18 protein-coding genes are annotated in these 21,056 nt (G+C 61.3%); 7 read left to right on the forward strand and 11 right to left on the reverse strand.

Going from position 1 to position 21,056, the window contains the following annotated elements; genetic code table 11:
* Nucleotides 1-135: 135 nt before the first annotated feature.
* From OMK73_RS38605 to OMK73_RS00350, 5 genes are all read left to right on the forward strand, one after another.
* Nucleotides 136-456 carry a DUF7696 family protein gene (locus tag OMK73_RS38605; RefSeq protein ID WP_420715418.1) on the forward strand — a complete coding sequence of 107 codons (321 nt, stop codon included), beginning with the start codon at nt 136-138 and terminating at the stop codon, nt 454-456.
* Nucleotides 408-1,685 carry a hypothetical protein gene (locus OMK73_RS00335; RefSeq protein WP_267600209.1) on the forward strand — a complete coding sequence of 426 codons (1,278 nt, stop codon included), beginning with the start codon at nt 408-410 and terminating at the stop codon, nt 1,683-1,685. Before OMK73_RS38605 ends, OMK73_RS00335 begins: the two co-directional genes overlap by 49 nt.
* A gap of 94 nt (nt 1,686-1,779) precedes the next feature.
* Nucleotides 1,780-3,165: a metallophosphoesterase family protein gene (locus OMK73_RS00340; RefSeq protein WP_267600210.1), complete on the forward strand. Its 1,386-nt coding sequence runs from the start codon at nt 1,780-1,782 to the stop codon at nt 3,163-3,165.
* A gap of 161 nt (nt 3,166-3,326) precedes the next feature.
* A complete protein-coding gene (locus OMK73_RS00345) occupies nt 3,327-3,854 on the forward strand; it encodes a hypothetical protein (RefSeq protein ID WP_267600211.1) in 528 nt (175 codons plus the stop codon).
* Nucleotides 3,842-6,163, forward strand: coding sequence for an SMC family ATPase (locus OMK73_RS00350; protein ID WP_267600212.1), 2,322 nt, complete (start codon nt 3,842-3,844; stop codon nt 6,161-6,163). The genes OMK73_RS00345 and OMK73_RS00350 overlap by 13 nt, the downstream gene beginning before the upstream one ends.
* A 738-nt stretch (nt 6,164-6,901) precedes the next feature.
* Here the strand turns inward: OMK73_RS00350 and OMK73_RS00355 are convergent.
* Complete coding sequence (locus OMK73_RS00355; protein ID WP_267600213.1) at nt 6,902-7,339, reverse strand: HU family DNA-binding protein; 438 nt, start codon at nt 7,337-7,339, stop codon at nt 6,902-6,904.
* Between the two features lie 98 nt (nt 7,340-7,437).
* Nucleotides 7,438-8,355, reverse strand: a complete 918-nt coding sequence (locus OMK73_RS00360) for a tyrosine-type recombinase/integrase (RefSeq protein WP_267600681.1) — start codon at nt 8,353-8,355, stop codon at nt 7,438-7,440.
* Nucleotides 8,356-8,730: 375 nt separating this feature from the next.
* On the opposite strand from OMK73_RS00360, the gene ltrA reads away from it, so the two are divergent.
* Entirely contained in the window at nt 8,731-10,221 is a 1,491-nt protein-coding gene (ltrA, locus tag OMK73_RS00365) for a group II intron reverse transcriptase/maturase (protein WP_420715446.1), read from the forward strand.
* 249 nt (nt 10,222-10,470) lie between these two features.
* Here the strand turns inward: ltrA and OMK73_RS00370 are convergent, their stop codons facing one another.
* The 9 genes from OMK73_RS00370 to OMK73_RS00410 form a co-directional block, all read right to left on the reverse strand.
* Nucleotides 10,471-10,710, reverse strand: a complete 240-nt coding sequence (locus OMK73_RS00370) for a hypothetical protein (RefSeq protein WP_267600215.1) — start codon at nt 10,708-10,710, stop codon at nt 10,471-10,473.
* On the reverse strand, nt 10,707-11,393 hold the full coding sequence (locus OMK73_RS00375) for a DUF6884 domain-containing protein (protein ID WP_267600682.1): 687 nt from the start codon (nt 11,391-11,393) through the stop codon (nt 10,707-10,709). The genes OMK73_RS00370 and OMK73_RS00375 overlap by 4 nt, the downstream gene beginning before the upstream one ends.
* A 310-nt stretch (nt 11,394-11,703) precedes the next feature.
* A complete protein-coding gene (locus tag OMK73_RS00380; RefSeq protein ID WP_267600216.1) occupies nt 11,704-12,789 on the reverse strand; it encodes an IS630 family transposase in 1,086 nt (361 codons plus the stop codon).
* Between the two features lie 71 nt (nt 12,790-12,860).
* A complete protein-coding gene (locus tag OMK73_RS00385; RefSeq protein ID WP_267600217.1) occupies nt 12,861-13,199 on the reverse strand; it encodes a hypothetical protein in 339 nt (112 codons plus the stop codon).
* 114 nt (nt 13,200-13,313) lie between these two features.
* Nucleotides 13,314-14,231, reverse strand: a complete 918-nt coding sequence (locus OMK73_RS00390) for a DNA-binding protein (protein WP_267600218.1) — start codon at nt 14,229-14,231, stop codon at nt 13,314-13,316.
* 1,250 nt (nt 14,232-15,481) lie between these two features.
* Nucleotides 15,482-15,910, reverse strand: a complete 429-nt coding sequence (locus OMK73_RS00395) for a hypothetical protein (RefSeq protein WP_267600219.1) — start codon at nt 15,908-15,910, stop codon at nt 15,482-15,484.
* 542 nt (nt 15,911-16,452) lie between these two features.
* Nucleotides 16,453-17,349 (reverse strand): HEPN domain-containing protein, encoded by an 897-nt coding sequence (locus OMK73_RS00400; protein WP_267600220.1) that lies wholly within the window; start codon nt 17,347-17,349, stop codon nt 16,453-16,455.
* A gap of 267 nt (nt 17,350-17,616) precedes the next feature.
* The gene (locus OMK73_RS00405) at nt 17,617-18,681 is read right to left on the reverse strand and encodes a HEPN/Toprim-associated domain-containing protein (protein WP_267600221.1); all 1,065 of its coding nucleotides are present in this window, start codon (nt 18,679-18,681) and stop codon (nt 17,617-17,619) included.
* Nucleotides 18,682-19,124: 443 nt separating this feature from the next.
* Nucleotides 19,125-19,892 (reverse strand): TIGR02391 family protein, encoded by a 768-nt coding sequence (locus tag OMK73_RS00410; RefSeq protein ID WP_267600222.1) that lies wholly within the window; start codon nt 19,890-19,892, stop codon nt 19,125-19,127.
* A gap of 122 nt (nt 19,893-20,014) precedes the next feature.
* On the opposite strand from OMK73_RS00410, the gene OMK73_RS00415 reads away from it, so the two are divergent.
* Nucleotides 20,015-20,980: a DUF6602 domain-containing protein gene (locus OMK73_RS00415; protein ID WP_267600223.1), complete on the forward strand. Its 966-nt coding sequence runs from the start codon at nt 20,015-20,017 to the stop codon at nt 20,978-20,980.
* The last annotated feature ends 76 nt before the right edge of the window (nt 20,981-21,056 follow it).

Here is a 21,056-nt window from a genome sequence, read left to right on the forward strand (position 1 = left end):
GCGCATCCGCGCGTCTGCTCCCTGTAAGCCACGCCCCCGGAAGGGGCGTGGCTGCAGGTTTCTCGCAAGCAAGCTCGCTTCCGCATGTCGGAGCGAGCTTTTTTGTTTGTGAGACACCTCGATAGGGAGCCCATGATGACATCCAATTCCGCAGTCGAATTCGAGATCCCCGCCGCTATCGCGGCAACGCTGGCTCGTCGCCGGTCCCAGTACACGGACCAGCCACAAGCTTGGCGCACCCTTTGTGAGGCGGCATTCGTCGCCGGTCTTCCCGAACCCGCTCGCGCGGCGTTCCTTTCCAACGTAACGACCCAGCGCGGGGCCGACATAGCCCTGCGCCTTCGGGAGCATGCTGCGTCGATTCGCGCCGCCGTCGTTCAGCACCTTGAGCGAAGGAGTACCAATCCATGCATGCACCCATCACCTACAGCGAGTTCGGGCCAGCCCGAAGCCTGATCGAGGAGCGGCCCGCGCGGCCGCCCATCATTGGCAAAATTCGTCCGGGCATCAAAGTCCTGACGAAAAAGGCCCGCGACAACGAGCGCGCGGTCAAGCTCCACGATTCGCTGCTCGCCCAGGGCAAATCGTTCGAGACGATCGAGAAGGAAATTGAGCGCGCGACGGGCCTCCGAAATTCAATGGCCCCCAAGAATGTCGGCTGGTTCACTTGCCGACGCTCGGACTTCACGAATCCGGCCATAGCCGACGAGATCCTGGAGCGGCACGGTGAGGATCGCGGGGATGGTCTGAAACTCTGGCGCTTCCCCGTTCTATTCGCCTTCGACGACTGGCTGAGCAACATGCCCAACCAGCTCGCCGCGTGGGGGACGAGCGGTCGCCAGTTCTTCTCCGAATACGGGGCTGACGGGCGGCGCTACTGCAAGACCTACGCCCCGCCGGAGAAGGACCCCCGTGCCAGCCGCGTCAAGCGCAATTTCGGTGGCAGGACGATCATCCTGCGACAGGATGATGCGATCCCGGACGGCATCTGCGACCCCGCACAATGCCCGCAGTACCAAGCTAGGTCGTGCAACATGTCTGCCTCGATCTTCTTTGCCATCCCGGGAATTAGGGGGCTTGGTTTGATCGAACTGCCTACGAACTCTATTTATGTCCTCCAAAAGGCTTTTGCCGCCATGCAGACCGTCTCGCTCGCGCGAGGTGGCCGGCTGGTGGGCGTGCACTTCTGGCTGAGCAAGCTGGAGGCCGAGATAAGTCGCATCGACGAGAACGGGCGCCCTGTCCGGCAGAACCAGATGCTCACTATGCTGGATGCGGAGATCGACCTCGGTGCGCTGTTGGACGGCGGCGATCAGGTGCCTCAGGCCATCGAGGCGGCTAGCCAGGCTGTCGGCGCACTGGAGGCGCCGGCCGCGGCGGCTTCCCAGGCTGACGATGCGGGGGATCGCACCTCGGCCCAGGTAGGCCAGCCTGGTCTGGTCGAAGGGGATCCCGACGACAAGGCGCATCAGTTGGAGGATTTGATTGCGCGCTTGGGTCTTGCGAGCGAAGACGATCGCCAGGGCCTCAGGGTCTACGCACACTTCCACTACGGCAAGGGATGGTTCAAGCGTCCCAACGATCTGAGCAGCCTGATCGACGAGATGCAGGCTTCGTTGTCTGATCCGGCCTCGTTCCGGGCACGTGTGCACGCCACCGCCAGTGAGGCGCGTGCCACCGCCTGATTGATTTTGCTGTTCCTCTCATGGTCACCCCGTTGGGGTGGCCATTTTCATTTGGTGCCCGCGCGGCGCCACTTCCCATTCCTGGAGGTCTCTCATGCAACACGAAGGCGCGCGCTTGCGCATGGCGCATTTTTCCGATCTGCATTACTCGCCCGGGCACTTGACCGAGGCGGAACGGTGTTTCGGCTTTGCCGTGGAGGACGCAATCGCAGCGGAGTGTGACGTTGGGGTGGTGTCGGGAGATTCGACTGACCACCGTCTTGACGCACACACACCGGCGCTTGGTGCCCTGGGCCGTCGAATCCACCAACTCTCTGGAGCTATGCCAGTCCTGATGTTGCAGGGGACGTTCAGCCATGAGCCGCAGGGCACGCTGGACCTGTTCCGCCTCATCGGGGCACGGTATCCAGTCTATGTCGCGGATCGCATCCATCAGGTGGCGCTGCGCGCGGGCGTCTTCATCCCGTCCGAGGGGCCACTGTTCACCCGGCCCGAAATGGACGGGCTGGTGGCCGGCGGCTTGCCGGACGTGGTCTTTACTTGCGTGCCGACGGTCAACAAGGCAGTGCTGGCGTCGGTGGCGGGTGTCGCTGCGGCCGCCACGGCGCTGGGGGATCATCTGTCTGCGTTTCTGGTTGCCGCCGGCGCCGTCAATCAACAGCTGCGGGGCCTCGGCGTCCGGACTGTCGGTGTGTCCCATGGCACGGTGAATGGCTGTCTCACTGAGCACGGCGTGCCAATGGCGGGTTTCGATCACGAGTTCACTATCGGGGCGCTGTTCGCTGCGCAGTGCGATGCCTTCATGCTCGGCCACATCCACCGCTGCCAGCAATGGGAACGGGAGGGGCGAGTTGTTGCGTATCCGGGGTCGATCGGACGCTTTCACTACGGGGAGGAAGGCGAGAAGTCCTACCTCCAATGGTCAGTGGCACCAGGCAACTCGGTGGCCACGCCGGTCGTGACGCCAGCTAGGGAAACGGTCTGTTTCGACTTCAATGGTCCGCCTGACATGCAACAGCTTGCCGTGGCAGCCGCTACCGCTGCTGACAAGTTCTTCCGCATCCGGTGGACGATCGACGAGGAGCACCGGCAACTGGTGGATCGTGAGGCGATCTGCGCGCTGTTTGGCGCAGCCGCCGAGGTGAAGCTGGAAGGCCGGGTCTTGCCGGCGGTGCGAAGCCGTGCCGAGGGCATCAGCCGGGCCGCAACGCTGGCCGAGAAGGTGGAACGCTGGGGCGAGCTCGCCGCGGTCGATACCTCCCGTCTGGTGGAATATCTGCCTGTGCTGGAGAGCCTGGACGCACAGGCCATCGTCGATCTGGAGCTTGCCGAACTGGCGGACGCTGTTGTGCCGGTGGTGAGCGCTGCTCCCGCCCCGGCGGTGCCGGCGTTCGCACCGCCAGCGCCAGCACCTACGCCTGCTACCGCGCCAGCGCTCGATTGGCTGTCCGATGATCTGTTTGCCGGCGAGCCGGCCTAACCCTTGAACATGCGAGCCATGTTCCGATAGCCCCACGGGGCTATCGAAACTCGAGTTTACCCCGCGTCTCAGACGCATCGACCCGCTGTATCCATCTTCTTCCCTTGACCCTGACGGGTGCTTCCCGTCCGGGGCGCACTCCGTCCCATTTGGAGTGCATCATGATTTTGTATCCCGCGGGCCCGGAATGGACCCATACCTTTGACGCAGACATCGCCACGTCCGAGATGGCCGCGCGTGTCACCACCGCTCACGGCTTCACGCGCAGCTCACTGTTCCAGCCCTTCGGTGCTGGACGAGGTGCCGTGATCGCGCAGCGCGACCATATCCTGCTCATGGCTTTGCATACCGACGCCGGCCATGGCTGGTTCTCGGTGGCGCCCTCGCTGGCCCTACAGCAGTTGCTCTGGTCCCTGTCCAACGGGCTGACCAGCCAGTGGAGCGAGCGCGAGCTGAAGATCCTGACCGGCTGCCGCACTTGGCCGGAAGTAGCCAACCTGGCCGGCAAGCAGTACGCCGCCGCGGTACGTTCGGTTGAGCGTGCGTTGCAGGGACTGCCGGAAGCGCAAACGCCCCCGGTGTCCGCTCTGTTGCCGGAAATGCCCGTGGATGAGTCCGGGTTGCTGGAATTGCCTGGCAACTACATGTCCTACATGCAGACCGATGAGGAGCTGTCATGCGCCCGCTGAAGCTGACCCTTTCGGGATTCCATGGGGTACGCGACGGCATGCGCCGCGAAAGCGTTACCCTGGACCTCACTGACCTGCCAACCGGCTTGATCGCGCTGGTGGGCCCGAACGGGGCCGGCAAGACGACGCTGATGGACAACCTCCATCCGTACCCGATCATGCCTAGCCATGCCGCCAAGATGTCTGCGGATGCGTTTTCCTACTGGGACCATCTCTGCGCCCCGCGCGCTGAGAAAGAACTGGTCTGGGAGCACGGCGGCAAGACTTACCGGTCGGCGTTCTCATTTCGTAATTCCGGCAAGACGCGCAAGGCGGAGTACTACCTGCTCGAGCGCGGCGCCGCTGGCAATGATGTGCCGCTGCGCCTGCCGGACGGGACAGTGTCCGATGGCAAGGCCGATACCTACAACCGCTGTCTAGAAGGGGTCATGGGCTCGCCCGAAGCGTTCTTCACGAGCGTCTTTTCCGCGCAGAACCGCCGTCCGCTTGCCAGCTACCAGACCGGCGAGATCAAGAAGCTGCTGGCGGAGCTGCTGGGCATCGAGCACCTTCGGGATCTGTCGGCGAAAGCCGGCGAGGTGGCCAAGCTGCTCGGCCGCAATCTCGATGCGCTGCAAGGCGACGTGGTTGCCCTCATGGGCAAGCGCGATCGCGGTTCCGTGCTGGCCGGCGAGATTCGGCAGATAGGCGAACGCCTCGGTGGTGAGCGGGACGCGCGGGAGCGCGAGACTGCCAACGGCGCTAAGTTGCTGCAGGAGCGGGCCACGCTGGCGGCCAAGCAGTCCGCTGGCGCCGCTGTCGAAGCCCGCTTGCGGGAGTTGACCCAGCGCCAAAGCGAATTGACGTCGCGTAGCCGCCAGTTGGTGGCTGATGACAAGGCTGCTGGCAGTCGCGCAGCCTTGCGGCGGCGCGAGCTGGATAGCCAGGTCAGCGCTCGCAAGGCGACGCTTGCCGATGGCGACGCGATCACTGTGGCGGTAGGGCAGCGCGATGCCGTGCAGATGGAGATCGGCCGCAGTCAGGCCGAACTCGCGAAGCTGCAGAAGTCGGTCACGGAACTGGAAGCCGTACGACTGGCGCATACATCCCTTTCCACTGAGCTGGCAGGCCTGGAAGCCCGCGGCGCCACCGAGGCGCAGCTGGCGAAGGGTCTCAAGGGGCAAGCCGATGTCATCGAGACCGTGCCGTGCGCGGACCATCCCATGCATGCTGTGTGCCCGTTGCTGGGCCAGGCGCGCGACGCGAAAGCGAAGCTGGGCCGCCAGTTGGTGCTGGTGACTGACCTCCGGGACAGCTACCGCGCCAAGCTGGAGGCCAAGAAGCCGATGGACCTTGCGCTGGCCACCCTGGCCAGCGCCCGTGCTGCCCACACCACGCTGCAGGCTGGGCTGGTGCAACAGGAGCGAGAGCTGCAGCGCCTGACGACGCTGGCCGCCAAGCTGCCATTGCTGGAAGCCGCCCGGGAGGGCTTGGCCCAGGTAACACGTGATATAGCGACGCTCGCTGAAGAGGAAACGGCGCGTCAGACCCGGCATGCCCGGGATCAGGCCGACGTGGAATCGCAGTCCACCGCAGTGCAGCGGGAATTGGCGACGCTGGCCACCGAAGACGTGACCGGCAAGCTGGCCCAGCTGGATCGCCAGGTGACTGCCAGCCGGGAGGCTGTCGCGGCCCTTGACGCCCGTATTGAGGCGCTCATCCGCCAGCAAAGCACGCTGGCGGCGGAAGTGGAGCGGCTTGAGGCGGAGTTGTCCAGTCTGCCGGCGGCGCAGGGCAGGGCGGAAGCGCTGTCCGACCGTATCGCCGTGTGGAAGCTGCTGGCGAAAGCCCTTGGCAATGATGGCGTGATCGCGCTATCCATCGATGACGCCGGCCCCGAGTTGACGCGGACGGTGAATGACCTCTTGCTGGCCTGTTACGGACCGCGATTCACCATCGCGATCCAGACGCAGACAGCGCTAGCCAATGGCGAGAAGCGCGAGGGGTTCGAAATCGCTGTGCAGGATGGCGATAGCGGCGAATCGAAGAACTTCACCGTCATGTCTGGCGGACAAAAGATCTGGATCAACGAGTGCCTGACCCGCGGCATTGCGCTCTACCGAGCGCGGGACACGGGGCAAGTCTTCCAGACCCTTTTTACCGACGAGGCAGACGGGCCGTTGGACCCGGATCGTAAGCGCGCTTTCATGCAAATGAAGCGCGAAGTGCTTCGCCAGGGCGGGTATGAGCGTGAGTTCTTTATCTCGCACACCCCCAACTCGGTCGACGAGGCCGATGCAGTGATCGACGTGGCGGCCCTTGCGGCCTAAGCGCTTGTTTAACCCGATGGGGCATGCCCCATCGGGGCTGCTCTGTCCTCTCCTTCTTCCCATGAAATTCCCGATCCTTCTTCTTGTGCTTTTCATTGCCCTGCGAGCCGCGGCCGCAGTGTTCCCGCCGTCGCAGGCGAGACCGGCCAAGCCACCCAAGGCTTCGCCTGCGCGCTTGGTCGTTGAGTGCCACGCGAAACAGCCCGCTGCACCCAGCCTGCTCTAGGCTCGATCTCGTTCAACCGCTTGGCGCTCCTTCGGGGGCGCCATTTTTTGCCCAATTTCCATATGAAACGCGACCCATCTCCTACCTTTCAGGACCCTCAGCCACGCTGCCGACCGATGTCCGCAGCGGTGTCCCTAGCCATGCTGGATGCCGCGGCACTGGTGGCCGATCTGGACGCCGCCCTGCAGCCGCTGATGGCCGCGGTCGGCGTCACAGATGGCGACGTTGCGGGACGGTTCTTCGCCGGCGAACCCGGTGAGCAATGGCCCGCCGCATGCTCCGCCAAGAGGATCGGGTGCCCAGTTGGCGTGGAAGCACGCTGCCGCCTACGCCTACCAAGAGGATCTGCTGTTCGCCGCCTGAGGCGCATCGAGCCTTAAGAAGTGGTGCTCTGCCACCAGGCTTTGGGCCGTCGGCGCCAATTTCCAACCCTGAGAGGCTAAATTCGCATCTCCGCGTCGAATACAAAGGGAGCCGCGCGGGCTCCCTTCGTGCTACATGCCGGTTCCGGCTTACAGCGCGGCGGCGTCCTTCAGCTTCTTCAGCGGGCGGACCTTGACCTTGACGGTCGCGGGCTTTGCTGCGAACCACTGATCTTCGCCGGTGAACGGATTCTTGCCGAAGCGCTTCTTGGTCGCCGGCACTTGGAGGGCGGTGACCTTGAGGAGGCCGGGGAGCGTAAACTCGCCCGCGCCCTTCTTGTGTACCGCGCTCAGGACAGTGTTTTCCAGATGGGCCAGCACGGTCTTGACGGTCTTGGCATCCAGATCGGTCTGGGCGACCAGGTGGGCCAGCAAGCTCGCCTTGGTGAAGGTTTCCTTCAGCGGCTTCGCCACCGGTGCAGCCGCAGCGGCCTTCTTTGCCGGTGCTACTGCCTTCTTGGCCGGCGCTGCCTTCTTGGCGGCAGGCTTGGCCGGGGTCTTTACGACAGCTTTCGCTTTGGTTGCCATGGATTTCTTTGTCTGGTTACTCGTTGATATGTTGCCGTAGAGGCGTTCGCGAGAATAGCAAACTCTATGCGCTATGTGGGACTTGGGGATACCAACACTTACAACTGAGCAACGATGGTGGCCCTTAGCCGATCACAAGTTCGCGTGCTGGCCAGCCCAAGCAGCTTGCTGACTTCATCGCGGTGGCGCCCGGCAAGTAGCAGCCGCCGGCAGTAGGTGTTCCGCAGCACCCGCGGGCTCATGTCTTCAGCTTCGAAGTCGATCGCGACGAGCGCCGCTCGCACGATCTTGCCAAGACTCATATCAGTGATCGGCTCGCCGCTGGCCTGGAGTGAGAACACGAGGTCGCCAACGACCGGAAGGGTCTGCCGGCGAACGCACCACTCCGTCAGGATTGGCACCGCGAACGCGGCGAGGTGGATCGTGCGTGTATCACGCGCGCCGTGGGCGGGCACGCGCAGGTAGGGCGGGGCAGCATCGGGCTGGAGGTCCTCCCGGCGGGCTGTGCGGCCTTCCAATGCCGTGACGCCGGTGCCGAGGAAAAGCGCCACGATGGCGCGGTTGCGCAAGGCAGCCGGATCATCCGCTGCGTGCGGCTGCACCCAAGCCTGCAGGCGGGCGTCCGCGTCCTCTGGCAGGTAGATGGGGTCCGGCTCGGCTTTCGGCCAATGACCGTTGCGGACCAATTGACCGGCTGGATTGCTCTTGCGCACGCCGATGGCAACCAGGTGGCGACACAACCGGTCCAGCAGTTTCAGATAGCGCATGCGCGTGGCGGTACTGTAGCCGCGCGCGTCGGGCGCCTGCCAGAAGGTATCGATATGGTCTGGGCCGAACGTGGCCACGGTGGTGTCGGCGTCGAGCAGATGACGCCGAAAATGCTCGAACATGGCCTGATGCTGGATGATCGAGCGGGCCGCGAAAGGGCGCCGGTCCGCTCCGGCTGCCTCGCGGCGCTGCCAATCGGCGTAGGCGAGGGTGGGATTGGTGAGCCAGAGGCTGTCGACGGGTGTCATGACCGCATTTATATACTGAGTGCGCCGGGAGACCGGCAAGGAGTTGGTGGTGCAAGTCCACTACGATGAAGGAATAGCGAGCCACATCGGCCCCGAGCCGTGCGCAGGCGACCGTGAGGTCGTCGGCGAAGCGTCGGTAGGGGAGCGTATGGGCCAGCCATCGAGCCGCGATAGATATATCCCGGGTGCCAACGCGGTTCAGTACGCGGAAGGCAACACGGCGGGGCGCGCTTTCGCGAGCGCTCCGACGACCCGGCGTGGTCTGAGACCCTGGCACGTGCGGACGCTCCTTGTGCGGGAACCGGGAGATCTCCCGTCTGGCCAGTCGCAGTACGGACGGGTCCGCATCGGGAAGGCGAGGAGCCAAAGCCGATGATGCACGGACGGGAGAAGTCAGACTCCGCCATAGTAGCGACGAAGCCCGCGAACAAGGCCTGGAAACGGGCTGCGGAGTGGGTGGAGCCAAGGGCGGGGACCAAGGGGAACACGGGTCAGCCACACACGCGCCGGGCACAGAACCGGGCAAGCGTGTCACAGGGGTTGGAACGTGTACGGCAAGCGGCAAAGCAGCGGAAGAAGGAACGGTTTACCGCGCTTATGCACCATATCACGATCGACAGGCTTCGGGATTCGTTCTTTGCGCTTAAACGCAATGCGGCCCCCGGAGTGGACGGCGTGACGTGGCGGTACTACGAGGCGGGACTGGAAGAACATCTCCAGCGCTTGCACGCGCAAGTACAGAGCGGAGCGTATCGGGCGCTGCCCGTTCGGCGGCAGTACATACCGAAGCCGGATGGCAAGCAGCGTCCGTTGGGGATTGCGGCGCTGGAGGATAAGATTGTCCAGCGCGCGGTGGTTGACGTGCTCAACGGGATATACGAGACAGATTTCCTCGGTTTCTCGTACGGGTTCCGGCCCGGGCGTAGCCAGCACGATGCGCTGGACGCGCTGGCAACGGCGATCACCAGCACCCCGGTGAACTGGATTTTAGACGCCGACATTCGGAGCTTCTTCGACTCGGTCAGCCAGGATTGGCTGATCCGATTCATGGAGCACCGGATTGGCGATCCACGCATCATCCGCCTTGTGCGCAAGTGGCTCAAGGCGGGCGTCCTGGAGGACGGAGAATGGAGCGTCAGTGAAGAAGGCACGCCACAGGGGGCTGTGATTTCGCCCCTGCTCGCGAACGTCTATCTGCACTACGTCTTCGATCTCTGGGCTAACCGGTGGCGACGGCGCGAAGCCAAGGGCAACGTCATCATCTCGCGGTACGCGGATGATGTGGTGGTCGGCTTTGAGCACGAAGCTGACGCGCGGCACTTCTGGGATGCGATGCGACTGAGGTTGGAGGAGTTCTCGCTGGTGCTTCACCCGGACAAGACGCGGCTGCTTGAGTTTGGCCGCAATGCAGCGGGCAGGCGCAAGCGGCATGGTCTTGGCCGACCGGAGACCTTCTCGTTCCTGGGCCTCGTCTATATCTGTGGCAAATCCCGTCGCGGTGCCTTCCAGCTTCAGCGGAAGACCCGTGGCGACCGCATGCAGGCGAAACTCAGGCAAATTAAGGAGGAGTTACGGCGGCGCATGCATGAACCAATACCCATCCAAGGGCACTGGCTCAGGCAAGTGGTACGCGGCTATTTTGCGTACCACGCGGTTCCTACGAACTCGCGGGCGCTCGTGGCATTTCGTTATCACGTTACCAATCTCTGGCGGCGCTCGCTGCGGCGGCGCAGCCAGAAAGATGCCATGACGTGGGCGCGGATGACCCGGCTCGCCGATGACTGGCTCCCGAGACCTCGAATTCTTCATCCGTGGCCCAGCGACAGATTCGCCGTCAAACACCCAAGGTGGGAGCCCGGTGCCTGAATTGGGCACGCCGGGATCTGTGCGGGGGTGCCCAGCAATGAGCATTCCTACCGCGATATCCCGTTTCCCCCGCACCCCTACCGCCTCTTCGAGGCGGACATAGCTTTCAGGTTAGCGGGGTTGAGCCAGGCGGACAGATGCTCGCCGCCGTGTGGCTCTGGAGAAAAGGTCGCCACCATGCTCATGCGCGATGTGGCATACGCTTGAGGCGGGCATAGCGCGGATAGCGGGCGTCGAGCATCTCTTCTATCACCTGCTGGCGGTCTCCGTCCTCAAGGTCGGGGGGCACTCCAGCAGGTTCGTATCTGCACAGAAACGCATGATTTCCAACAGAAACTCTTCGCGCCGCGGCGGCGGGAAATGCAGGCGCCTGGCTTTGGTCCAGTAGCGGTAGCCGCGATGGGTGAGGGCAAGCAGGGCGTCGGGCGTGCCATCGAGGTTGGCAGCGAGGGCCTTGGCTTCCAACTGCAGGGTGATGGTGATAGTCATTGGTTCGGCTGGAGATTCTTCAGGGCAATCCAACGGGAAGCGATGTGCGCGCGGTTTCCCGTTTCCTCTTCGACATCGGCTTCGGCTGTCAGGCCACTGGGTCCTTGGAAAAGGGCCCGGATGGTTGCCCAACGGGGCGCAATGCCGGGCAGGTGGCGGTAGGCGTGAATGACGCGCTCGCCCACCGTGAACGGCCCAGCGCGGCGGAAGTAGGGCACTCCGTTGGGAAAGCGCCCGATCTCTTCGGTTAGTTGGCAGGACAAGCCGTTCAGGTACTGGCCGAGCTGGGAGCGCTGCATGCCGATGCCGCCGCTGGTTTCCATGATCGCCGGCGCGGCGCCAGCACCAACCTTACGCGCCAATCGCTCCACGGCTGCGCGCATTACGCGACGGTAGTGCATGCCACCGGCGAGGAAGACCGGGCCGACCTGGTCGGGCCATGCCGCACCGGCCATCGCCGTCGCCAGGTCCAAGAGCATGGTCTCCGCGCGATCCGCGGTCATGCGGACATCATAGGGGGCAATCTCCGCATCCGGCTGGATAAAGCCATGCTGCGCGGAGAGGATGATGACCTGCGGCTGCGCATCGGCTCGCACATGGGCGCGGAAGGTCTCATACATGACGCCGCGGTACAGATCCATGGCCGGAGCGGGGCGATCGAGCTTCGTGGCAGAGCAGGCCATCAGCACCAACGGGCGAGCCGGCGACCGTGCGACGGCTGCGCGGGCGATTTCGTCAAAGAGGCTGAGTTGGGCGGGGTGGGCCTGCATCGGAAGCACCTGGGTGATGGGATATACACCCAATCTACAGGGGCAGGCGCGAAGTCAAGGCCGGACAGCCGGGGGGCCTTCAAATGTCCCGTCCGGCGCGCTTGGCGTTGCGCGCCCCGACAAGCGAAGGCCTCGCTGCGCATTGCCAACTCGGGAATTGGCACCTGCATCATGTTCCGTGCGGCCTCGCGTATCGCGCTGGTGAGGCACTCACGTTTGCCAGCTAGTGTCCTGAGTCAGAAATTCGTAGACAAAATCGCCTGATGCTGGCGAGGATGTCATCGGCTGACTTCGTCCACACGAAAGGGTTGGGGTTGGCGTTGTTCAGGTCAAGGTATTGGCGGATGGCTTGCTCAAGTTGTCGGGTTGAGCGATGCGTGCCGCGGCGGATGTATTGTTCGGTGATGGTTGCAAACCAGCGTTCCACTTGATTGATCCATGAGGCGGAGGTCGGTGTGAAATGGACGTGGAAGCGCGGATGGCGGGCGAACCAAGCCTTAATCGACGGCGTCTTGTGCGTGCCGTAGTTGTCCATGACGAGATGCACATCGAGCTTGGGCGGCACGTTGGCTTCGATCGTGCGTAGAAACTGCAGGAACTCACTGCTGCGATGTCTGCGATGCAATTCACCGATAACTTTCCCTGTGGCGATGTCCAGCGCGGCGAACAACGTTGTCGTGCCATGGCGCATGTAGTCGTGCGTACGTCGCTCGGGGATACCTGGCGCCAGCGGCAGAATGGGCTGCGTGCGGTCCAGTGCCTGGATCTGGCTCTTCTCGTCAACGCACAACACCATGGCCTTGAGCGGTGGGTCGAGGTACAACCCCACGATATCGCGCACCTTCTCCACGAAAAATGGGTCGGTGGAGAGCTTGAAGGTCTCCTGTCGATGCTGCTGCAGCCCGAAGGCACGCCAGATACGCGCCACGGTCGACTGCGACAGATCCGCCGCGCGAGCCATGGTGCGCGTGCTCCAGTGGGTGGCGCCGGCCGGCACGGATTCGAGCGTCTTGGCAATAATCGCATCCACCTGCGCATCACCGATGGTCCTCGGCGCCCCTGCGCGCGGAGCATCAAGCAACCCATCCAGGCGATCCGCGACGAATCGCGATCGCCATTTGGAGACCGTATGCACGTCGACACGCTGCCTTGCCGCGACGGTCTTGTTGTCCAGGCCTTCAGCGCTAGCCAGCACAATGCGCGCGCGCAAGGCCAACGCCTGTGCCGTCTTGCGCCGCATCGTCAGCGCCTTGAGTTGCTCACGTTCGAGCTCACTCAACACCAGTTCTGCCTTCGGTCTTCCTCTCATCAACGCCTCGCCGTTTGCGTGCCTTCAAAGCGGACTACTACGTGGCGTCAATAATGCAATGAACTTCTGACTCATGACACTAGGTCAACATTCCCATGGTCCCGGATCAAGCGGGTCGCGTTGAAGCGCCAAGCGGGAAGCCGTGCGGTGGCTCCGGCCTCGGGTGCCGCGCTGATGCCGACGGTTGCGTGGCACACGCGGTCCATCCCCAGTTGAACCGTATCGTAGTGAATCACCAGGACGGTCCCGGCGGCACTGAAGAAGCGCTCGAACTCCGTCGAGATCAAATCCTGCACGACGGCGCCGGGGTCACCCACAGGCTCGTCCCCGTAGGCGAGGACGCTGAGAGCCGACGCGGGCGAGGCGGAAAAGGCGAGGGCGGCGCCGATCGCGGCGATGGTGCTACGCATGTATTTCTCCTGACAGATGAGTGTCCTTCGGCGTCCAAGCCGGAACCTTGAGTGCTTCTGTCAGGATGCCCTCCCACCATCGAAGTCAAGAGTCGGCGGTAGGCGCTAGACGGGTCAATTCCCCTGCACCGGTTTGCGGCTGCGGGCGGGTCTCTGCGCGGCACTACCGGCGCCGTGGGCGTCCAGTTCCGCATGGCCCTTGGTCTCGGCCTGCTTTGCGGCTTCAGCCTGTTTTTCCCGCCATGCTTTCAGTTCTGCCTGAGCCCCGGCAGCAACGCCGACGGCCTCGATCAGCCTCTCTCGCGTGGATTGATGCGCGGCCTGCGCTTCCACCAATTCCACGCGTACCCGACCTTCCCGTTGCTCCGCGCTGGCCAGCCGTGCCTCGGCTTGTGCCTGGGCGGCTTCGGCGGCGGCCCGCCGTGCCTCGGCGACGGCTGCCATCTTCTCGGCTTCCGTGCGTGCCGTTTGCTCGGCAACCAGCTGAGCCCGCAGCTGTACCAACTCCTCTTCGAGGCGCGGCACCGCTTCCAACCTGAGTTCTGCCTGAGCCAACATACGCCGTACGACGGCCGTATCCTCGCGCTCGCGCTCGGCATCTTGGGTCAGTCGTTCGATCTCAGCGGATTGACCAGCGGATTTGCCGGCGAGCGTGTCGCGCTCCGTGGTGATCTGGAGCAATTGCGCTGCGAGCGCGTCTCGTTCTGCCTCCAGCGCTTCGCCGTTGGCGCTGTACACGGAAAGCTCGTGCATCGCCTGGGCCAACGCTGCATCCGCTTCGGAGGCAGCCTCCTCGGCGACTTTGGAAAGCTCAGAGCCCAGCGCGGAAAGCAGCCGCGTATTTGGCTCGGATAGCTTACGGGGCACGGGTTTCTGGCGGCCTTGCCAGATCGTCCAGTGTCGGTGAATCGTATTCATACTGCCGCTGCCGATACGCTCCCGGACAGCCGCCAACGTTGCTTTGCGTCCCTCCGCAAGCAGCGCATCGGCCGCGGCTGCGACAACTTCATAGGCAATGCCAATCCGCGCCATATCGTATCCTCTCGGGTTCTGTATCATATCGTATTCTATATCACTACGATATGAAAGCCGTTTGTCGCGACGGCCGAATGGAGAGGAAGACGCGTTGTTTCCGCTCCCATCGACGGAGACGCTTTGGGGCCAATGAGCTGGCGCGAATTTCCGACCAGGAACTATCGGCTGTCATCCACGCCTTGGATAAGGCCCCAAGGCGCCGCACAGAGTCGAGGCGAGAGTCGAAGTCCTCGCCTGGGATTGCGCGCCCGATTTGGAAAAGGTGGTCCTGAGGGGACCGACCGGTGCGACCGCTATCATCCGGCTTCTTAGCACAGACCTATGAGATTGCCGCCCTGCGGAGCCAGTGGCAAAGACCGTGCGCGGCGAGCGCATCAGCGCGCGCTCGGTGCCACCGCCCCTCCCACACGTGCTGCGCGGTGCTGGTTGGCTGGACTGCTCCTCATCGGGTGCAAACTGGCCCTTGCCGACCCTTCTCGGTCATCCAGGGGCCTCGGTCTGAATGACTGATATTGAGGACTGCCCGTTTTGCCACGGCTTGTGTGCTCTGTCCAACATGGAGGTAGTTGCTTTTGGCCGCCACTTGGGATGAACTACTTGAGAGGGGTGTCAAGTCCCGCGCGAGTGCGTTCGGCCGAATCGCAGAAGGTACAGCAATGTCCCCACAGCGGAAATTTTATATCTTTACCTTCGGATATTTTGCTTCTTTCTTTCTGCTATTGTTTCTTGCCATGAAGGTCCATGGCGCATTCCTTATTGGGATTTTCATACTGTTTTTTGTGTTCGCGTTCTGGAACGCGTTCTTTTTCTCATGCCCGCGCTGCGGTAAGGCGTACACCTATGGATTCGTTGGCCCCTTCATATATCCAACCTGGATTCCCAAGAAGTGCCGTCGATGTGGCCTGTCTACGGACATAGATCCACGCAAAGCAGAGGAAAAACCAGGTGCGTGAACAGTGCCATTGCTTCCGTGGGTGTCGGTAGCGATTAGAAAGTCTACGTTAAGCTGGGCTAGGCGCTGATGACCAACGTCGCAATCTGCGGCCCGGCACAATCTGGATTGATACTGACCTCCTCGATCGAGCGACTCCCAATGGCCGGACGCTGACGACCACAGTAGGTGGCCGAAACCCACAACCCGCAACCCGCCGGGCCACATCAGATGTGAAATACAAGGCACCCACGTCCGAGCGAGAAGCGCTGCATCCTGCACCGGCACGCCCTTATCTCGGATTGCCCGCCTGTTGTCAGGCAATTTCACTGGCAGCTTCGCCAGCCAGCGCGACTTCCGTTTCGTCGGTCACCGTGCTTTCCGCTATCGCGTCGTCGTCTACCGAAACCATGTCGCCCAGACCGATGACGACCGTGATATTCGGCGTCCAGTTCTTGCGGTCGGTGCTGACCTCGGCAAATGTGGTCACCGTTGCGGTGTAGCCTTGCGTTCTGAGGTCGTCGGCTAGCCGTTGCACGCGCGGTTCCAGCGCTGCTTGCGGATTGTCTTCGTTGATGTCGAGTACCAGTCTGGTCTCGAATTCTTCCTTGCCCTTCTGAATTGCCGTTTGCATTGCCTTGAGTTGCTTGTTCGCGAGCGCGACGAGTTTGCTGTACCTGGATTCTTCCTGGCTGGCGCGCAGTGCCTTGGCGGCGTTGATGATTTCGGTGCGGTCCACGAACATGATTGCCTTTCGAGGTGGGGAGAAAGCGCAGGCGCCGCACGGGCTTGACTCCAGGAGCCAGTTTTTCCGGGAGGCGACGACAACTGTATAAATATACAGTGTTCGCCGGCTAACCGGCAAGGAGTACAGGGTGAAATTCCCTGACAGCAGAAGATCTGGCGAATCGCACTATGGTTGCCGCGTCTTGACTAAAAGCGGCGTTGCTCCGAAGTGATTGAGTCCCGCACATGGTGGGAGCGCACGATACCTCCCCAGGTTCCGGCCGAGGCTGGGTAGCCCGATGCAGGCCGTTGTGCAAGGTCCGCCGCGAGCAACCGGCTGCTCAAGTCCAATCGTCACGAAGACTAAGTTGGGAGGAGCCGACAGGCGCCTTACGACCCGGAGCGGTCGGGCGCTCAATCGCGGGGAATGGCCGGCTTTGCCGCGCAAGCGGTCGCACGACTAGCGTATTAGCCGGTGAAATGAATGCAGGTGACCGCGATGCGAGGACGAATAGACCTGACGGAGCATGTTTCACTGCTTGTCTTGCCCCAGGAGCTCCTCTAACAATGCATCTTCGCTCGGCAGCCCCCGCGCCCCACAATCGCGCTGATAGAGTCTGTGAGCAGACTCCATGCGTCAAGCCAGTCCTGTAATCCCGGATCGAATCTCGCCCCATGAGCGATCTTGCTACGGAGGTCGTAAGCTCTCTTAACGCACTTGTGATAATCGCGACGATCACCACCCTTGGCATTCAACTGCGCCATGTATAGCGCAACACGAAATGAAACTTCAGTAGTGACTCGCGGGAAGATGGACTCAAGCGCCGTCCAAATGTGCAGGATCGATTGTGAGACCGACGAAAGCTTCGGGGCGTAAGTCATGGCCATTTCTAGCGCCGCCAACGCAGAATTCTTGGCGGTCACGTGCAGCCATTCGTCGGCGAATTTGGCAGCATCATAAAACGACTCGGCGGAGATGTCGCGCTTATCGTTGATCGTCCTGCAATCGAACGATAGCTCATACGGCCACACTTCCACGGTGTGTTCGCCCGATTTAATGCCCGTTCGCATCTCCTCGGGAAGTTTGTCCAACCACACACCGCTATCGCGACTGTTTATTCCCGAATACGTATTGATCGAATGGCTGGCTATAAACGGCGAAAGAAAAGGAGATATACCTCTTCTGTATAGGGCAACCTGCAACGCACGAAATTTTGCTATAGCCTCCTCAACTGTGCCCACGCCTGACACTCGAACCTCGAGATTGCAATGAGCCAAGAAAATGTCCATTGCCTGGTAAGGGAGATGAACCTTGTGTTTTGTAGCGAGAGTCGCGAGATCGAACGGAGTTGTTTGCCACTTCCGTTTCGACAAAGCGAATTGGCCAAGATCAAGTTCGGCCTCTTCAAAACATGGTTTCAAAAAGAGAACTGGAAAATGATAGGAGTTGTCAGCCACGGCATCCTCGACGATTGTTGGGCGCAGTGCGCGTTATGCGCCAAGCGCAAGCGCTTCGACGCGACGGCGCCTAATCAAGCTGACGTTGCTGCAACAGCATCGCTTGTATGGTGATCGCATCCAACACCCATTCGAGCCTTGCAGTGTCATAGCCACCATTTCTGAGCGTTTCCGGCGCTTGCTCAAGAAAATGGCGCGTGTAGGTTTCCTTGTACTCCAGTGCTCCCTGCCAAGCGTCGATATCCTTCTTGTAGTTACTCCATCGAACTACCGGGGGCCATAATTAGGCAGACGTAGGTCCAGATAGCATTCGATTGCCGCTGCACGTCCATTGATATCTGAATTCCTGGTTCCTTCTGGACCTATCGCGGGGAAGCTGCGAAATGCCCCGTGGTCGGGGAGCAGCATGGCACGCATGTTCGGCGGCATCTGTAGATCTTTAAGGCGCTTGAGCGCATCCGCCCCTTCTGCGTCATTGTCCAGAATGAATAAGACCATGTTTTGGATATCGATGCGGACAAGACCTTCCGCGAACTTGACCAGGTTACCCGTGCCCCAGAACGGGTGTCTTTCATCAATGTCGACGAACCGGAAAAAGTCCGCTATTTCGGGGCGCAACGTGTTGAAGGCTCGCTTCAGGATGCGGGAGTCGGTAGTTCCCTCGGTGGCGACCAAGATCGTCTGTAGGCGACTCGCGCCCGCCGCAAAGTCCGAAACGGAAGCCCACCCTGCATCGACTAGTGGTCCATACTCCCAGACAACTTCAGCCTCCAGGTTTGATTCGCTTTGCCCGAAAACTTGCAGCATCGAATAAGGGCTGAGTAGGACGACTCTCGATGCAAAGTAAGATTTTTCTGACCAATACGATGAGTCGTAGGACATTGGAAGCCTGTCCATTTCCGCATCGTCTGCATGAAACCGTCCTTTTACAATTGCATCCCTTTCGTGACTGTGGTTGATGTAAGTACCGTCAAGATCCGCGAGGCGATAACGACCCGCAAAAGTACAAAATTCGTCGAACGTCATTACGCCTGAAGTGTCCCGGCCAATTTCTTCGGCAATCTCACTTTGGTCGTCTACGAGTGCGTTGTACTCAGCTCGCGCGGCGTCTAGCGTCCAGCCCATCAGGTCTAGCCGGGGGAGAGTCCGGGCCAATGTACGGACAAGGGCGTCGTCCTCAGGGTGCGTTGCCTGAGATTCGTCGTCCGCTTCCTCAGAAGGGAGCCTCGCGCGGTCGCCCTCTTGGAACAAGGAGCGGTGATCGGTGCCCGCGTTGTTCTTCGACCAATCGATGCTCACACCACCTACTTCCAGATGGATCTCCGTCCCCACGCCATGCTCCAGTAAGTGCGTCAAATTTGGCGCCCTGTATATTCAAAGGCGAGTAAAGTTTACCGCAGGCCCCGCTGTCGCCCCATCGCGGATATTCGCTAGTTTGCTCGATGGACTGTTGCGCACATACAAGCTGACGTTCGCCATGAAAATTCGAGTGGCGCTTCGTGGCCGACAACGGTCCTACGCGGTCGCATTGAACGCCTTGCGCCGCACGCCAGTCCAGCCAATTCCGGTTTCCTACGGGAGGCAGTCGGTTTAGCAGGCCTCCGGGAAATGGCCGTCAACCCATGGTGGATCTCTTGGATGAACCGGGGCACGCCTATCAATGTGATTTATAAATCACATAACGTTTATTATGTCAAATAATTAACATGTAAACTAATTGTGCGGTGTGCCATGGCCGCCAGGCCCGGGCGGTGCGCACAACCCCCGCTACCGAATCAAGCCCCCGACACTTGATGCCCTGCCGCAGAAATACATACACGCGCATCGACGATGCCCAGCAGGTGACTCGCAAGCAAGATGATCTCGATGGCTTCGCGAGGCGTGTCGATTGGCACGTTGCGGTGTGAGTGCGGGTTCTTGTACGAGCCGATGGCACCGGCAAACAGTGCGGCCAATGCTTCGCGTTCGCCTTCGTCCGCCGCAGGATCAGCAAGTGGCCCCCTGGGATTGAAGGCCCGGCGGATCATCGGCACGCCGTGCTCTGCTTGATCAAAGCCAGCCGCGTCGCGAACCGCAATCTCGACCGCCCGCATCGCTTCGAACACAGCGGTTGGATACGCTCCACGCATAAACGACAACCATACGTCCGTGGCGATCGCCGGGTGCAGAAGTTCTTTCGGCAGCAGGCGTGCGGTCCGGTAATCAATGAACGCCGCTTCGTTCTCGAAGCGGCGCGCACGGCGACCCAGATGCCGCCATCCATTCTGGCCGTTGATACCTTCGGCGGGGACGATCAGCGCCTGCGCCTCAAGCCAGGCCAACGCTTCAGCTAACGCCAGATCGACCTCATGGCGTCGATTCTGCGGGTATTGCGGGCGACCGGAGAGCGCCTGCCCCCAGAGTTCCCCTCTCAGGGTGCCGGTATTGAGCATGTGACTCTCTGGACGAGCACGCCACAACAGCAGCATCTTGCCGGCCAGTTCTTCCGGCTCCAATGCCAGTAGCACGTCGACATCGGGGATTGCAGTCGGCAGTTCGATCATGAGTCTCTCCGAAGTGGTCGTCTATTTGTGACAAAAGGGTGCCAATTCTGCTGTCTGACTACATTTTGTGCCAACACAAACCGCTAAAATACGGCTGAGACCAACACTTGAATAGAAGATGCATGTCAGACGCTCCAATTCACGATCTTGCAGACTTCTTGCGTCGAGCAAATCTTACCCTGAAAGACGAATACAACCGCATTCAACGTAGAGTGCTGGAAGACCCTGGAACCGCCGGAGATCAGGGAGAAGAAAACTGGGCTGAATTCCTACGTGGCTGGCTGCCGAAGTCATACACGGTCGTCACAAAGGGGCGGATTATCGGGGTGGACGGTCGCATGTCGCCGCAAATAGATATTCTCGTCCTAAAACCCTCCTACCCCACCGCGCTATTTTCGACCAAGACGTACCTAGCCGCTGGCGTCGCCGCCGCCTTCGAATGCAAGATTACGGTACGCCCTGATCATATTCGCGATGCCGTGCGTACTTGTTCGTTGGTGAAGGACCTCTTTCAGGCTCGGACGGGCACACCTCAACGAGAGTTGCATTCCCCAATCGTATATGGGTTGCTCTGCCACTCACATGCGTGGAATGCTGAAAAATCCAAGCCTTCCGAAAACGTCGCGTGCCAGCTCAATAGTGCCTCCCAATCAGCCCAGCGTCCCCGCTTGCTCCTAGACGTGCTATGCGTAGCAGATGTCGGCACGTGGTCTAATCAAATCATGTCGTGGCAAATGCCACCGCCGACAATGGCCAGCGGCAAGCCCGTTTACGCCGCTCCATCTCAATGTACGGTTGCCACCGCGTTCGTAGCGTCGACGGTCGAACAAAATGAAACGTGTGCGCAGTTTTCGCCAGTCAGCGTGCTGCTTTGGTCCGTGTTTCAAAAGATCGCTAGGGAAGATGCAACCATGCGCGACCTTGCCGAATACTACAGACACGTCAACGCGGCAAACGGGAGCGGGATCTTCCGTAGTTGGAATGCAGAACTCGTCTATTCGAGCTCCGTCCGGGAAAAGCTCCTTTCGGAGAATCCCTTTGTCGGGTCTCTTGGGATCGACAACGAGTGGAGTAGGATGTTCCAGTAGCAGTTTATGTCTTCCACAGCGGGCATGACCTTCTCCGCTTCTTTGCGGTGTGGCCCGTGTAGACCAGCGAGATGTT

Origin of the sequence: Cupriavidus sp. D39 (assembly GCF_026627925.1) — a bacterium.
Classification (GTDB): Bacteria; Pseudomonadota; Gammaproteobacteria; order Burkholderiales; family Burkholderiaceae; genus Cupriavidus; species Cupriavidus ulmosensis.

Coding starts and splice junctions, on each gene's coding strand:
- OMK73_RS38605 (WP_420715418.1), top strand. CDS start 136: ATGACATCCAATTCCGCAGTCGAATTCGAGATCCCCGCCGCTATCGCG.
- OMK73_RS00335 (WP_267600209.1), top strand. CDS start 408: ATGCATGCACCCATCACCTACAGCGAGTTCGGGCCAGCCCGAAGCCTG.
- OMK73_RS00340 (WP_267600210.1), top strand. CDS start 1,780: ATGCAACACGAAGGCGCGCGCTTGCGCATGGCGCATTTTTCCGATCTG.
- OMK73_RS00345 (WP_267600211.1), top strand. CDS start 3,327: ATGATTTTGTATCCCGCGGGCCCGGAATGGACCCATACCTTTGACGCA.
- OMK73_RS00350 (WP_267600212.1), top strand. CDS start 3,842: ATGCGCCCGCTGAAGCTGACCCTTTCGGGATTCCATGGGGTACGCGAC.
- OMK73_RS00355 (WP_267600213.1), bottom strand. CDS start 7,339: ATGGCAACCAAAGCGAAAGCTGTCGTAAAGACCCCGGCCAAGCCTGCC.
- OMK73_RS00360 (WP_267600681.1), bottom strand. CDS start 8,355: ATGACACCCGTCGACAGCCTCTGGCTCACCAATCCCACCCTCGCCTAC.
- ltrA (WP_420715446.1), top strand. CDS start 8,731: ATGCACGGACGGGAGAAGTCAGACTCCGCCATAGTAGCGACGAAGCCC.
- OMK73_RS00370 (WP_267600215.1), bottom strand. CDS start 10,710: ATGACTATCACCATCACCCTGCAGTTGGAAGCCAAGGCCCTCGCTGCC.
- OMK73_RS00375 (WP_267600682.1), bottom strand. CDS start 11,393: ATGGCCTGCTCTGCCACGAAGCTCGATCGCCCCGCTCCGGCCATGGAT.
- OMK73_RS00380 (WP_267600216.1), bottom strand. CDS start 12,789: ATGAGAGGAAGACCGAAGGCAGAACTGGTGTTGAGTGAGCTCGAACGT.
- OMK73_RS00385 (WP_267600217.1), bottom strand. CDS start 13,199: ATGCGTAGCACCATCGCCGCGATCGGCGCCGCCCTCGCCTTTTCCGCC.
- OMK73_RS00390 (WP_267600218.1), bottom strand. CDS start 14,231: ATGGCGCGGATTGGCATTGCCTATGAAGTTGTCGCAGCCGCGGCCGAT.
- OMK73_RS00395 (WP_267600219.1), bottom strand. CDS start 15,910: ATGTTCGTGGACCGCACCGAAATCATCAACGCCGCCAAGGCACTGCGC.
- OMK73_RS00410 (WP_267600222.1), bottom strand. CDS start 19,892: ATGATCGAACTGCCGACTGCAATCCCCGATGTCGACGTGCTACTGGCA.
- OMK73_RS00415 (WP_267600223.1), top strand. CDS start 20,015: ATGTCAGACGCTCCAATTCACGATCTTGCAGACTTCTTGCGTCGAGCA.